Below are 14380 nucleotides of genomic sequence, written 5' to 3'. Positions count from 1 at the left end.
TTTGTACCAAGCGATGTACCACAAGAAGGATAATGCAAGGTTTTTGAAAGTCCCAATCCTATTTTCGCAGCATGAACATCGGACTTTAACAGGTCAAAAGCCTTATTTTAAAAGGTTTTTACCATTATTCAGCAAACCCTAATTATAAATTACAGTGTTTCTCATAGAAATGAAGTACGGCGGTATTTGTCATCATCTCTAGACTACCCCGAAAACCAGAGACTTTTGACCTCACCTAACCCGCACCGCTGCCCAATAAAAATAAACTTAACAGGGTGCCACCATTCCAGAGACTATGAACCAACATCGAGGATAATAAATTTTTCGAGCGGGTGTAAACAAAGCCAAGAACACAACCTAGGACAGTTAAAGGCAGCACTTCTGACAAATTTTGGTGAGCAAGGGCGAAAATCAAACTACTAAGCGCAATTGCACCCCAGACGGGTAGATAACGAGTCAAAGAAGCTAGTAAAAAGCCGCGAAAGACGATTTCCTCGAAAAAAGGAGCGGCAAGGGAAGCAGTAAAGCCAAAACAGAGCAAAGCGAAGGTATTCTGTGATTCTAGGGCTAAAGTCAGCAGCGGATTACTACCCCCTTGTCCTTGCCAAATTAGTTGATTGAGCAAAGAAACGATAATAACCAGGGGTAAAGCGACGAAATAGCCAGCTAACCCCCAGAGAAGCCAAGGACTAAAGAGGTTAAAACGAAACCAATCGGGAGGTAAAGGGCGAAAAGGCTTGATTGCTAGATATAAAACCGATAAACTGCTCACTGTTAAGGCTAAATAACTAACTACAACGTATATTGCTTTAGCTTCTAGGTTAAATTTTTCGGGATTGAGACTCAAGAAACTCGATAAAATCCCGAAAATTACCGGTAAAACAATTTGTCCGACGAAAAAGAAACCAATAATTATTCCCCACCAGAGGGTTTCTCCTCCCCACTTAGTTTGCCAAGCGAGACTATCATCTAAAAAGAGCAGCGATTGCCGTTTGCGGAGCAGCCACTGCACTAATAAAAAGACCAACAGCAGAAAACCGATTAAACCGCCGATAAGAGGCAACACAGCCAGTAAAATTAGTTTAATTAAGGCATTAGCCGCCACTTCACTCTGTTCTTCCTCTAAAGCGAGTAAATCCTCTTGACGATTTTCGAGACTATATAATTTTTCCAGAATGGTATAACGAAACCATCCTTGAAAATTGCGCTCGATTCTCGCTTCAGCATCGGGGGCAATTTGGGGGGGTTCACTGTACAATCCCTCTAACAGCAGTGCATTTTTTAAAACAGCAGGTTTATAGTTCTCAAATTCTGATTTTTCCTTGATGTTTTGCCAGATTTGCCTTGCCGCATCCAAGTCACCTTGACTAGCTTGAATGAGACTTAATTTTAGATCTAAATCCTTTAGGGAATTGATTTCCCGCTCAAGGGATTTTTTTTGTTCGGGATTAACTGCTGATTTTTTTAGTTCGGTGATTGTTTTTTTGGTACTTTTCTGGGCTGATAAATACTGTTCCTCGGCAGTGATATAAGGCTCTTCACCGATCAGGGAAGTTTGAATTAGTTTAAGATTAGCAAATTCCTCGCTATTAGGATCAGCATCGCTGCTTAGAGTCGTAGCTTGTAGATTGAGATTGGTTTGATACAGTTGAATATTCGATTGGATTTGAGGCTGATTAACACTAGAAATTAAAGCTGTAACCACTGGAGTTAAAGCAATAATTGTTAAGACAAAAGCGATCACTTGTTTGAGACTTTGCCAGGGGAGTTTTTTTGAAAAATTATCGAACATGAAAATAGGGAATTGGGAGTTAGGGGTTAGATGGTGGGGTTTTAGGGTTTTAGGGTTTTAGGGTTTTGGGGTTCTAGGGTTTTAGTTGAATTTCCCCATTTCCCCATTCCCCTATTCCCTAATTATTAACTAACTACTTGAGAAAAAAGCTTTTCGTATTGATCCAAAGTCTTTTCAAAGGCATAATTTTCCTCCGCGTATTGTCGTCCCTTTTCTCCTAGTATAGTTGCTAAATCTGGGTTTTTGTATAGCTTTAAAATAGCTGTAGCTAATGCCTCCGGATCTTCAGGATTAACCACCAAACCACCACCACTACGCTCGATCGCCCTAGCAGCAGTTCCATCGGCGGGAACAGAAGCAATAATAGCACGACCACTAGCTAATAATACCTGAATTTTGGACGGCATATTAAAGGAAATAACGTTATGTTTTTGCATCACCATACCCACATCAGCAGCGGCTAACATTTCTGGTAATTTTTCCCGGGGTTGAAAGGGTAATAAAAGCACATTACTGGCCCCCTGTTGTTGGCGATACTTTTCTAGGCGATCGAGGGCTTCTTTTTTACCAACAATTACCACTTTAATCTCAGGAATATTAACTAATTGAACTGCGGCATCGATCAGGGTTTCTAAGGGTTGAGTTAGGGCAATATTGCCAGAATATAAAACAATAAACTTGCCCTCAAGATGATTTTCTTGGCGGAAATAATTATGGTTTTTCGGCAAAGGTTTAATAAAGCTGACATCCACCCAATTAGGAATTTCAATAATTTTCTGACTCGGCACATTTTTAGTGAGGAGATTTTTGGTAAAACCATCGGCAATAACTGAGATTTTGCTGGCAGTTTTGTAGGCAAATTTTTCGAGACGACTAAAAACTTTAATCATTTTCTGATTAGTTAATAATCCCACATGAACTGCCGCATCAGGCAGAATATCCTGCAAATTTAGAATGATCGGTACCCCGTATAATTTACTCAATAAAGCGGCGGGAACGCAAACGGGTAATCCGGGGACAGTTAAGAAAATTAGATCGGGTTTTTCGCCTTTGAGAGCCTGAAAGAAACTCAAAAAAACAAAGCTCAATTCAAAGAAAATTCGATTTTTTAAACTTCTTTGGGGACGGGCCCAGACGTAGGAACGTTGAATTTTAACACCATTTCGTTCTTCTTCTAGATAGATTTTTCCTCGGTATTCGGGATCGATTTCACTATTAGGATACCAAGGAAAAGCGGTTAAAACCCTGACTTGATGACCTCTTTTAACCAATCCCTCCGCCAATTCTGTCATTAGGGGAGCAATGCCGATCGGTTCGGGATAATAGTTATAAGAATAGAGCAAAATTCGCATAGGGATGGCAATTTGGTTGGGCGATTCAGTTTCATGATTTTATCAATAGTTACTGGTTTTTTGACAAATCGGATTCGCCTTTGTCAGGGATTACCCTAGAAAGAGGTGAGGATTAGCGGTGGGAGATGCGGAAAAAAAGGGAAATTAGCTGATCAATTAATGCTCAAAACCCCTAACTATTCCTCCTTACCCCGGCCTAAATACTGACCCTTATTTTTCTCGTACCCGGTGGCCGATATCACGACGATAATAAATGCCCTGAAAGTGTATCCTTTTCACCGATTGATAGACAAGTTCGATCGCCTGATTAAAATTAGACCCCATAGCCGTGACACCCAAAACCCGGCCGCCATCGGTGAAGATATCGCCGTGTTTTAAAACCGTGCCAGCGTGGAAAACGATCGCCCCTGCGGTTTCAGCGGCCTTAATTCCCGTGATTAACTGGCCTTTTTCGTAGTGGTCGGGATAACCGGCAGACGCAGCCACCACACAAACGGCACTACCGGAGCGCCATTGTAAAGAGGGGAAATCAGTTAATTTTTGTTGAGCGCAAGCCAGCAGCAGCGGTGCCAGGGGAGTTTCCAGTAGGGGTAAAACCGCTTGGGTTTCGGGATCGCCAAAACGACAGTTAAATTCGAGAACTTTTGGCTCTCCGGCGGGGGAAATCATTAAACCCGCATAGAGGACTCCCCGATAGTCAATGCCGCGTTTTTGCAGGGTAGCGACGATGGGAGCAAGGATGTCTCGGTCCACCGCTTCGATAATGGCGGCGGTGGCTATGGGTGCGGGGGCATAAACTCCCATACCGCCGGTATTTTTGCCGGTATCGCCTTCACCGATGCGCTTATGATCTTGGGCGGGTAGCAGGGAACGAAAGCTGATCCCATCGGTGAGGGTGAGGATGGACACTTCTTCCCCCTCTAGGAATTCTTCCACCACGACTTTAGTAAAGCCACTGGTAAAAAGATCATCGATCGCTTCTAGGGCCATATCTACGGTTTCGGCGACAATTACTCCTTTTCCTGCGGCTAATCCGTCGGCTTTCACCACGATGGGCGCTCCTTGCTCTCGGATATAAGTTTTTGCTAATTCTGCATCGGTAAAGGTTTCCGAGGCGGCGGTGATCACTCCGGCTTCGCTCATTAATTCTTTGGCCCAGGATTTGCTCGATTCAATTAGGGCCCCAGTTTGCGTGGGGCCAAAAACGGCAATTTCTTGGGCGAGAAGATGATCGGTAATGCCGAGGGAGAGGGGATATTCTGGCCCGACAACCACCAAATCGACGCAATTTTCCTGGGCAAAACGGCTAATTTCGGCAAAAGCCTCCATTGCTAGGGGGATATTTTCACATTGAGGCAAAATTGCCGTTCCCCCATTACCTGGAATACAGAACACTTGTTCTACTTGAGGCGATTGCAGCAGTTTCCAAGCTAGAGCGTGTTCTCGACCACCACTGCCGATAACGATAATTTTCACGGATAAACGCAGCCTAAATGACAATGGTTCAATTATCCCCTAGCTCTGGGGTGCCATGGGCTAGAAGTTGAGATTACTTAACTTTTTTCGATTTGACGGATTCAGGAGTCAGGAGATAGGAGTCAGGAGATAGGAGATTATTTTATTTATTCTCCCCACTCCCCCACACCCCACACCCTGCACCCACGAAAAACTTTTTCAGCAGACCCTAGATAGGGAACAGCTGATCACTGGATTTGACGGAGACAGGACAAATCAACTTGGCCGAAATGAATACTAAAAGCTACTTGCAGATTTTCTAGGGATTTAACCAACCAAGGCACCCGATCGCAAGAATAACTCTCGTAGTGGTTAAACAGAATCGAAAAACGTTTATCTAAGTGGGGTTTTGCCTGGGGACAGATCAAAACCAACTTGAGCAATAACCCCACAGTGCGAGTTACCCCCATATTGGTGATCATATCCATAAAAAGGTAATGATCGGGTTTTTGGCCGCTTTCCACCACCAGATAATTTAACAGTTGGCTAGAAGTACGCAGCATCAGAAATTGACTCGGTTTTTGTTGATCGCAATGGGGTAGGGTATTTTGCAGGATATCGTCGAGTTTTTGGTTAAATTGCCCCTTACCGTAGTCTAAGCAGGTAATCAGATAATCGTAGAGATCATTTTTAAAATCTTTATAGGTGCGGGTATAAACTGTATTCGCCAGAAAATTTTGCGAGAGAGCTTTATAAGTATAATTTCCTGCTACCTTCCCCAGATAATGCTTGAGGGCCCGATTTAGTTCCTTATCATTGAGCAGGGTGGGATTTTCTACCGGTTGAATGATTCTCACCGCTTCTTCCCTGATTTTTGGGCTATGGGCCGCCTGTGCCAAACGTACCTGATAGGTGACATAACGAGAGAGATTGACCTCGAAACGGTCCTCGGTTTTTACTTTAATACGTCTAACGGTTTGTCGCTGTTCTCGGGGGCTGTCATCACCGAGTAAATAGTAATCATAGAGGTAGGGATAACGATTAATCAGGGTTCCCAGGGAAGCGGCGGTGTTTTCGCTGTATTTGCCGCTAATAATTCTCGCCAGACGCTGCAGCTTAACGTAGTCATCCGAGAGGGTAAAATTTTTGACCAGATGGCGCAAAGTATTGGGGCTGCTGTAATGTCCCAGACGTGCGGAGGGCAAATTCTCCAGCAGCGATAGCAATTCGGGAATTGCCGGCTGATGGGTGGGCTGGGTTTGCCATCGATTCACTAAAATATGACAGCAGCGGTTAAAGAAATGATCAAAACGAATTTCGGCATCTTTGCCCTTGACAAGACGCTCTAGGGCTAAATAAATAGGAGCTTCTCGATGGCCCCCACCTTCGATAAACAGACGGCGAAAATCCTCGATTAATTGCTCGGGGGAATCGGTCCTGGCGCGGTCGAGCCAATAATCGCACAGTAGCTCTTCTTCGTCTCTTGTTTGTCTTTGTTCAGTGTTTAGACTAGCCATGGTTATTTGATTTAGCCCTCCTAAATCAGTAAGCGGATGGATTTTAGGGCTAGGACCATAAAGGGGTCAATTGTGATTAGATAGTAGATGGTTCCTTCTGATGATGCCCCTTTTTGGGTCATTATACTGATTGAGTCGATCGATTTTAGCTTGGCAAGTTTGGGAAAATTCCCTTTGGCTTACCTAGCCCAGCTTGCGGACTATGCCCAGATTAATAAAATTTTCGGCAGCGTCCCCTACTAATTAAGTTAACAAAAAGAAACCCCGACTAGATGTGATCTAAGTTACCGTTAAACCAAAATCCATGCTCTAGATCATTCGGAATTTACTCCTAAGTATTTTTATTGTCTATGCCCTGTCATTTATCCCTCAATCAACTAGATCAATTATTGTCCTTACAAGATAATTGTGACATAAGTTTTAGTCCCGATAGTTTAGTATCTGGCATTAATACCGATAGTCGTAGTATTAAGTCTGGACAAGCATTTTTGGCATTAAAGGGTGATAATTTTAATGGTCATGATTTTATCGATATGGCTATCGAAAAAGGAGCGGCGACCTTGATTGTCGATCAGCCAGTTTCGGTAAATTCCTCTAAAAATATTCCCGTATTCCTAGTCCAGAATACCCTAGAAACCTATCAGCAATTAGCCCATTGGTGGCGGAATCAATTTACTATACCCGTGATTGCTATTACGGGATCGGTGGGGAAAACCACCACTAAAGAATTAATCGCCTCCCTACTAGCCTCCCGGGGAAAGGTACACAAAACCCTGGCTAATTATAACAATGAGATCGGAGTGCCGAAAACTCTCCTGGAACTGGATGAAACTCACGATAGTGCCGTAATCGAGATGGGAATGCGCGGACCGGGAGAAATTGCCCTGCTCGCTCAAATCGCCCAACCGACGATCGCGGTGATTACTAATGTGGGAACCGCTCACATCGGTCGTTTAGGCTCAGAAGCGGCGATCGCCGAGGCTAAATGCGAGTTATTGGCCGAGTCTCCTTCTAGTAGTATAGCTGTTCTTAACCACGATCACCCTTTACTTACTGAAACGGCTAAACGGGTATGGCAGGGGGAAACAATTACCTATGGCTTCTCTGGCGGCGATATAGTCGGAGAATTACTGGATTTAAATACTTTACGAGTCAATGGACTAGATTTTAACTTACCTTTATCTGGTCGTCATCATGCTTTAAATTTTATGGCGGCCCTGGCTGTAGCGAAAATTTTAGGCATCGATTGGACTTCTTTGCAAGAGGGAATTAAGGTTAATTTACCCGGTGGTCGGGCCAAACGTTACCAATTAGAGCCAGATATCCTACTCCTCGATGAAACCTATAACGCGGGTCTAGAATCAATGTTAGCGGCCTTGGATTTACTGAAAGCTACCCCCGGTCAGCGTCATATTGCTGTTTTAGGCACGATGAAGGAGTTAGGGTCTTTTTCGGAGCAATTACATCGCCAAGTGGGTGAGAGGGTGCAAAAACTAGGCATAGATCGCTTGTTTGTCTTGGTAGATGACCCAGAAGCTAAGTTTATTGCTGAGGCCGCTACTGGGGTCGCTTGCGAATGTTTTCAAACTCACGCAGATTTAATTAATCGTTTAAAGGAAGTGATCGCTTCTGGCGATCGCATTTTATGCAAGGCTTCCCATTCCGTCGGGTTAAATCGGGTGGTGGAGGAGTTAATCAGTGATAAGCTGTTCGTAATTTAAATTGCCTGTTGAGATGAGGCAAGAGGCAACACCCCCCCTTGCCCCCCCGACGTCGGGGGGGTGTGCTAATCTAAGAATAAGCGGTTTCTTAGCTGATTGGGGGTTAGGGAATAGGTGTTAGATAATAGAGCATTTTTTAGCAAGAATAGCCGATTAAAAACTGTTTTTTCAGGGATTTTAGGGCTAGTTTTCTTTTTTTCGGCCGTGCAAGTCTCTTTTGCTCAACAATCGAGACGACTGGAGACTTATCTCCCGGATCTCAGTGGTTTAGCTTGGGTAGAAGCGGATATTTTTCTAGGGGTTCACGATGCCAAAAATAAGGGCAAAAACAGAGAGCCATCTCAACCAAGACTGAGTCTTTTACAGCTACCTACGCAGGAAAAACCGCTATTATGGCAGGTTTTAAGGGTAGATTGGCCAAATCCAGAGGGATTGAGTAACGATCTCGAAAGTATTACTCATATCCCAGAAACTAATTTATTTTTGTTGGCTGAAAGTGGCGAGAAAAAACCTTTTCAAAGACTATTTTTACTAGCATATAACCAGCAAAAAGTCAAGATAGTTGAGCAAATAAATTGGCCCACTGCGGTGGAAAATGTAGAGGCGATCGCTGTTAGTCGCCAAGGCGATCGTTATCTATTTATCTACGCAGAACGGGCCGATAGTCAAGAGAGTACAAAAATTCGCTGGACGGATATCTCGTTCAATCCCTTAAAATTCGGGGAATTTCAGTCGGTAACTTTTCGGAGTCCTTTTGGTAGCGGTAAAAATATTCGCCCCATCTCCGATTTAGCCGTAGATAAGCAAGGTAATATCTACATAGCTTCTGCTGACGATCCAGATAATGCGGGAGTGTTTAGAAGTGCTGTTTACCGTATTGGTCAAGTTACAGCCGATAATAGTCTAATTATTGCCCCTAATCCCCTAAAAATCGCAGAAATCGACGGCTCCAAAGTGGAAGCGGTGACCACCAGAGAATCTCCTAGAGGTGAAGTAGAAGTCTTTATCGGTACAGATGACGAGAATTATGGCGGTTTTCTGCGACCTCTGCTCTTAGATAATTAGCTATGGGTCGTCAGTATTCTCCGAGTAAGGAGTCGGTCGTCAGGAGATTATTTTTATTTATTCTTCCCACTTCATAATTCATAATTCATAATTCATAATTCATAATTCATAATTCATAATTCATAATTCATACTTTGTGCTTTTTGTCAAAAAAACTTTTTTTTTGCAATAAAACTACACAAAAAAAAGATCATCGTTGTGGGTGAAATTGACTCATTTACCTGTCTTAATTAGGATCACCTTCTAGATGTGGCAAGGGTTTCAGACATTGCTGGCCAAAAAAGCACAGGACAACCCATTATGAAATTCAGTAAAATCGCTGTAACTAGCATAACATCGTTGTTAAATAAAAATCTTTCTCAATTAATTTTTAAGAATTTATAAATATTGCGGAATGTTAATTTAAATATTCTCAAGTTTTTGGAGTCAATCAATAGTTTTTGCTTATCTTTGTCCAACATTGGGTTAGGAGACAGTTATCAGTTATCAGTTATCAGTTATCAGATGTGAGTTTTTAGTTTATTGTTTACTGAAAAAGCTCCCCACACCCTACACCCTACACCCCACACCCCACACCCTACACCCCTCTCCCTTCTCCCTGCTCCGCAACCCCTATTTTCCGTCTAAACTTTTGTATAGGGATGGTCTGGGAAAGCATGGATAACTCTTAGACTAATTAATTCGGGACTCACATCACAATATAGACTATGGCTTACTATTGGTTTAAAGCATTTCACCTGATTGGGGTAGTTGTTTGGTTTGCGGGACTATTTTATTTAGTACGTTTGTTTGTCTATCATGCGGAGGCAGCAACACAAACCGAACCAGCACAAGCTATTCTGAAAGCACAATACGAGATCATGGAGAAGCGACTCTACAATATCATCACCACACCTGGGATGATTGTCACCGTGGCCATGGCGATCGGTTTAATCTCCACAGAACCGGAAATTTTAAAATCGGGATGGTTACATATTAAATTATCCTTTGTGGCTCTTTTACTGCTCTATCATTTCTACTGTGGTCGCATCATGAAAAAGCTAGAAAAAGGGGAATGTAATTGGACGGGACAGCAATTTCGGGCTTTAAATGAAGCACCAACCCTGTTATTGGTAGTTATTGTCCTTTTGGCAGTATTTAAGAATCAATTACCCCTCGATTTGACCACTTGGTTAATTGTAGCTTTAGTGGTATTAATGGCAGTGACAATCCAACTTTATGCTAAAAAACGTCGCAAAGATCAAGAAAAACTTCGGCAAAATACTCCCCAAAAAGAAGAAGTAGCAACCATGTAAATTATCCTAATCCTTGCCTAGGTTTCTAGGATAACAGTTAAGAGTGGTTTGATAGCTGTGGGATGGTCTTTTTAGTCCATCCCAATTGTATAGGTAGCAACCTTTAGCCTTTAGATTTTTGGCTTTCTGCTATTTTTGAGCTTATACCAAAACTATTTGTAATAGTGTGATGAACTGCCAAGCTATGGATTGTTTCTCGCTGCTGCCGCGCTCCCTTCTCCTGTCTCGGAGTCTCCTAACCCTAACAACAATTTTTGATTTTTACAAGAGGTCCTATGAATAGTTGCTGGATAGATTGGGAAAAAATAACTAGAGATTTTCTTAATTCCCGCAAGCTCAGACAAGTTGCTGAATTGCGAGGATTCTATCGAGTTAATCCCTCTGGTATTCCTAGAATTCCTCCCGATTTGGAATTGAGAGACTACCAAAATACAGCGATTATCAGTTGGTTTCGTAATCGGGGACGAGGAACTTTAAAAATGGCCACCGGCAGCGGTAAAACTATTACTGCTTTAGCTATTGCCATGGAGCTTTACCAAGCGATAGAACTGCAAGTATTATTAGTAATTTGTCCCTATCGTCACCTAGTTAATCAATGGCAACGAGAAGCGGAAAAATTTAATCTTAAACCGATTTTAGCCTACGAAAGTGTCCATACATGGCAAAGTCAACTATCCACAGAGTTATACAATGTGCAAGCGGGTAATCAAAAATTTGTCACTATTTTAACTACTAACTCAACTTTTATTAGCGAGGGTTTTCAATCACAAATAAAATTTTTTCCCGATAAAACTTTAATCGTTGGTGATGAAGCACATAATTTAGGTTCCCCCCGATTAGAGGAATTATTACCCCGTTCTTTAGGTCTAAGGTTGGCTTTATCCGCCACTCCTGAAAGATATTTTGATGAGGAAGGAACTGACGCTATTCTTGAATATTTTGGACAAATTCTACAACCAGAATTTACCTTAGCTGATGCTATTAACAAAGGAGCTTTAGTCAATTATTTTTATTATCCAGTCTTGGTTGAGTTAACCGACGGTGAGGCTTTATTGTACGCAAAATTAACCCAAAGAATCGGCTGGACTTTGCAGAAAAATAGTAATTTAAATGGCAATGAAAATTTAACAGCACTGTTAATGCAAAGATCGCGATTAATTGGTTCAGCAAGTAATAAATTACAGGCTTTACAACAACTGATGCAAGAGCGTTTAGATACGGATCATACTTTATTTTATTGTGGGGATGGTTATGTGGAAAATTATACGGCTAATTATCGTCGTCAAGTAGAGGCAGTTACTCATTTATTGGGCAATCAATTAGGTTATCGAGTTGCTACCTACACCGCAGAAACTTCCCTAGAAGAACGAGAAAAAATTCGCCAACAATTTGAAGAGGGTTATCTGCAAGGATTAGTGGCAATTAGATGTTTAGATGAAGGAGTAGATCTGCCATCAATTCAAAACGCAGTCATTCTGGCTAGTAGCGGTAATCCTCGCCAATTTATTCAGCGTCGCGGGCGAATATTGCGCCCCCATCCCGATAAAAAACAGGCCACTTTATTTGATATGATCGTTATGCCACCGACCTTAGATCGAGAAACTTGGGAAGTAGAAAGGAATTTATTACGCAGGGAATTAAAACGCTTTCTAGAGTTTGCCCAATTAGCTATTAATGCTCAAGAAGCTGAGACTAAATTAGGGGAGATTCAAGATAGATATTGTCTTTTGTCTAATTAAAAGTTAAAAATTCATATTTTTGAAGCTTTTATGCTAGAATAGAAGTTAGTCAAGAATTGATCGCCGAGAAAAATTAACCCAACCGGATAGCGATCAATAAAGTTGTATAATTTTCTTTCCTCTCCTTCTAAATTTCTATGCCTCCCCGTCAACAACCCCGCCGCATTGCTCGAGAACTTGCCCTTTTGAGTTTAAGTCAGATTAAAGGCAATCCTGAAAACCTAGAACAGCAAACTTTAAATGATTTAATTTTAGTCGCAGTTAGAACCTTAACCCTGGAAATTCAAGAAACCTTAGAAACCGCTGCTGCTGAAATTAGTCGTGGTAATGAAAGGATTCTCGCTAGTGATACTAAGGCGACAAATCTAAAAAGCGCTCAAACTATGGTAAAAGAGGCAATTTCTCTTACCCACAATGCCATTAATCGTTTAGGAACCGTGATAGATTTTCCCGAAATTGTCCAGTTATCCAGTCAGTACGAAGTGCGGGAATATGCCCTAGAATTAATCGGTACAGTCTATCGTCGTCGTGCGGAAATCGAACAGGAATTAACCAGCGCTTTAGTGGATTGGCAACTACATCGTTTACCAAGAATCGATCGGGATATCCTGCAAATTGCCGTGGCAGAAATGCTCTATCTCGATATACCTCAAAAAGTAGCAATTAATGAGGCGATCGAATTAGCCAAACGTTATTCTGATGATGAAGGTTATCGTTTTATTAATGGCGTTCTCCGACGGGTAACGAATAAGCTAAACGAAGCAGAAAAAGCCGTATCTACCCAGAGTTAAACTGGTAGGAAATTAATACTACAATGACCAGATTTTATAGGGAAATTTCTGTAAATTGCTATTGTAGTATCGCTCATCTCCCGTGACTTCTTCGCCGATCCAATCAGGAATAGTAATGACTTGATCCTCTTGTTCCAACTCAATTTCAGCCATAATCAAGCCTTGATTGTCTCCCAAAAATTCATCAACTTCCCAAGTAAAATTATCCAGAGAAATGCGATGACGAATCTTTTCGACTAAAGGTTTTTCGCAGAGGTTTTCTAACATGAGTGCCGCATCTTCTAGGGGAATTGCATACTCGAATTCCTGACGACTAATGCTCTCAGTCTTGCCTTTAATGGTTAAATAACCCCGATCTCCAACTACACGAACTCGCACAGTTGTCAATCCATCTTGGGTAGGAATATATCCCTGACGATACAACTTGCCCGCAGCCAGCGATCGCCAGTGATCCCCTTTAACCAGAAACTTCCGTTCAATTTCAACAGTCATAGGTTTTTGATTAAGCCGTAACCACGGCAGCCCCCTGGGTTCCTAGTTGAATTAACTCGATCTTGTAGCCATTAGGATCTTCCACGAAAGCAATCACCGTAGAACCGTGTTTCATCGGGCCTGGCTCCCGGGTGACATTGCCACCAAGGGCTTTAATTTTCTCACAGGTGCTATAGATATCATCCACGCCTAGGGCAATATGACCGTAAGCATTACCGACTTCGTAGTGATCGACTCCCCAATTATAGGTCAGTTCGATGACAGCATGATTAGCTTCATCGCCATAACCGACGAAAGCGAGGGTAAATTGACCATTGGGATAGTCTTTCTGGCGCAATAACTTCATTCCTAGCACGTCGCAGTAAAATTGTAGAGATTCCTGCAAGTTATTGACCCGGAGCATGGTGTGTAAGAGACGCATGATTATTTTGAGATGACATCGATCGAAAAATTACTTATCCTTGATTGTAACCAGTCCTTGGGCCTTCTTATCTCCTTGAGGGTCAACAATTATACTAATACAAATGTACGGCTAACCAGTAAAACCACTTACTCCCAAAAGCGATTAAGTAAGTAGTCGTGCAAAATTAATTTCCTAGTCGAGACGGGAGACTCCGAGACAGCTATCAGTTATCAGATTTGAGTTTTAAGTGTGCAGTATTCAATCCGACATTCCGCACATCTTCATATATCTTTATATATTTTTACATTCCCCAAGATGTTTTGACGAAAAACCTTCATTGTAGAAACTACTATTGAGAACATTTTCAATAATTGATTTTTTCTGAGAAAACAAATTACAATCCTTCCCCTTGATGAAAATCGATCATTGTAGCTACAATCCTTACTGGCAAAAGGTTGTAATCAATGTATTAGTAAAAATTATCAATTGAATGTTAAGTACCTAAGCAAAATTAATTACACATATCTAAACACCTCTTGCCTCTTGCCTCTTGCCTCTTGCCTATCTTCACTAGGAAATTAATTTTGCACGACTACTTAAGAAGTGCGGAAGGTGGGTGGCTCTCTTAGGTTTGGTGGGCAAAATGTATTCTAAGATACATTCTTCCTAGCGAGCGAGTGGAAGGAACCACAAAGACACAAAGGACACAAAGATTGATCGATCCTATATAAGTTAAACTTATCACACAGAACCTAGAA

The 14380-nt window shown here is 41.9% G+C and carries 11 protein-coding genes; 5 read left to right on the top strand and 6 right to left on the bottom strand.

What is annotated here, in order from left to right:
* Nucleotides 1–235: 235 nt before the first annotated feature.
* From ACE1AQ_RS23270 to ACE1AQ_RS23255, 4 genes are all read right to left on the bottom strand, one after another.
* Nucleotides 236–1792 (bottom strand): type II CAAX endopeptidase family protein, encoded by a 1557-nt coding sequence (locus ACE1AQ_RS23270; RefSeq protein WP_110543282.1) that lies wholly within the window; start codon nucleotides 1790–1792, stop codon nucleotides 236–238.
* A 125-nt stretch (nucleotides 1793–1917) separates the two neighbouring features.
* Complete coding sequence (locus ACE1AQ_RS23265; protein ID WP_008202032.1) at nucleotides 1918–3144, bottom strand: glycosyltransferase family 4 protein; 1227 nt, start codon at nucleotides 3142–3144, stop codon at nucleotides 1918–1920.
* Nucleotides 3145–3354: 210 nt separating this feature from the next.
* Nucleotides 3355–4620 (bottom strand): phosphoribosylamine--glycine ligase, encoded by a 1266-nt coding sequence (purD, locus tag ACE1AQ_RS23260; RefSeq protein WP_110543279.1) that lies wholly within the window; start codon nucleotides 4618–4620, stop codon nucleotides 3355–3357.
* A gap of 227 nt (nucleotides 4621–4847) precedes the next feature.
* Entirely contained in the window at nucleotides 4848–6116 is a 1269-nt protein-coding gene (locus ACE1AQ_RS23255) for a hypothetical protein (protein WP_106908037.1), read from the bottom strand.
* 350 nt (nucleotides 6117–6466) lie between these two features.
* Here ACE1AQ_RS23255 and murF point away from each other — a divergent pair, with 350 nt between their 5' ends.
* From murF to nusB, 5 genes are all read left to right on the top strand, one after another.
* The gene (gene murF / locus ACE1AQ_RS23250; protein WP_106908038.1) at nucleotides 6467–7837 is read left to right on the top strand and encodes a UDP-N-acetylmuramoyl-tripeptide--D-alanyl-D-alanine ligase; all 1371 of its coding nucleotides are present in this window, start codon (nucleotides 6467–6469) and stop codon (nucleotides 7835–7837) included.
* A gap of 114 nt (nucleotides 7838–7951) precedes the next feature.
* Entirely contained in the window at nucleotides 7952–8902 is a 951-nt protein-coding gene (locus ACE1AQ_RS23245) for a hypothetical protein (protein ID WP_110543277.1), read from the top strand.
* Nucleotides 8903–9609: 707 nt separating this feature from the next.
* Nucleotides 9610–10197, top strand: a complete 588-nt coding sequence (hemJ, locus tag ACE1AQ_RS23240) for a protoporphyrinogen oxidase HemJ (protein WP_008202023.1) — start codon at nucleotides 9610–9612, stop codon at nucleotides 10195–10197.
* A 275-nt stretch (nucleotides 10198–10472) separates the two neighbouring features.
* Nucleotides 10473–11936, top strand: coding sequence for a DNA phosphorothioation system restriction enzyme (locus ACE1AQ_RS23235; RefSeq protein ID WP_008202022.1), 1464 nt, complete (start codon nucleotides 10473–10475; stop codon nucleotides 11934–11936).
* 137 nt (nucleotides 11937–12073) lie between these two features.
* Nucleotides 12074–12727, top strand: a complete 654-nt coding sequence (gene nusB / locus ACE1AQ_RS23230) for a transcription antitermination factor NusB (RefSeq protein ID WP_002789075.1) — start codon at nucleotides 12074–12076, stop codon at nucleotides 12725–12727.
* Nucleotides 12728–12745: 18 nt separating this feature from the next.
* Here nusB and ACE1AQ_RS23225 read toward each other — a convergent pair whose 3' ends face one another.
* Complete coding sequence (locus ACE1AQ_RS23225) at nucleotides 12746–13219, bottom strand: CYTH domain-containing protein (protein WP_106908040.1); 474 nt, start codon at nucleotides 13217–13219, stop codon at nucleotides 12746–12748.
* Between the two features lie 10 nt (nucleotides 13220–13229).
* On the bottom strand, nucleotides 13230–13640 hold the full coding sequence (gene gloA / locus ACE1AQ_RS23220; RefSeq protein WP_008202018.1) for a lactoylglutathione lyase: 411 nt from the start codon (nucleotides 13638–13640) through the stop codon (nucleotides 13230–13232).
* Nucleotides 13641–14380 lie beyond the last annotated feature (740 nt).

Origin of the sequence: Microcystis sp. BLCC-F209 (assembly GCF_041928595.1) — a bacterium.
In the GTDB taxonomy this organism is placed as follows: Bacteria; Cyanobacteriota; Cyanobacteriia; order Cyanobacteriales; family Microcystaceae; genus Microcystis.
This window is presented reverse-complemented; position numbering and strand designations above follow the sequence as displayed.

Excerpts from the sequence above, each read along its gene's own strand:
- ACE1AQ_RS23270 (WP_110543282.1), bottom strand. The coding sequence starts at position 1,792 with ATGTTCGATAATTTTTCAAAAAAACTCCCCTGGCAAAGTCTCAAACAA.
- ACE1AQ_RS23265 (WP_008202032.1), bottom strand. The coding sequence starts at position 3,144 with ATGCGAATTTTGCTCTATTCTTATAACTATTATCCCGAACCGATCGGC.
- ACE1AQ_RS23255 (WP_106908037.1), bottom strand. The coding sequence starts at position 6,116 with ATGGCTAGTCTAAACACTGAACAAAGACAAACAAGAGACGAAGAAGAG.
- murF (WP_106908038.1), top strand. The coding sequence starts at position 6,467 with ATGCCCTGTCATTTATCCCTCAATCAACTAGATCAATTATTGTCCTTA.
- hemJ (WP_008202023.1), top strand. The coding sequence starts at position 9,610 with ATGGCTTACTATTGGTTTAAAGCATTTCACCTGATTGGGGTAGTTGTT.
- ACE1AQ_RS23235 (WP_008202022.1), top strand. The coding sequence starts at position 10,473 with ATGAATAGTTGCTGGATAGATTGGGAAAAAATAACTAGAGATTTTCTT.
- nusB (WP_002789075.1), top strand. The coding sequence starts at position 12,074 with ATGCCTCCCCGTCAACAACCCCGCCGCATTGCTCGAGAACTTGCCCTT.
- ACE1AQ_RS23225 (WP_106908040.1), bottom strand. The coding sequence starts at position 13,219 with ATGACTGTTGAAATTGAACGGAAGTTTCTGGTTAAAGGGGATCACTGG.
- gloA (WP_008202018.1), bottom strand. The coding sequence starts at position 13,640 with ATGCGTCTCTTACACACCATGCTCCGGGTCAATAACTTGCAGGAATCT.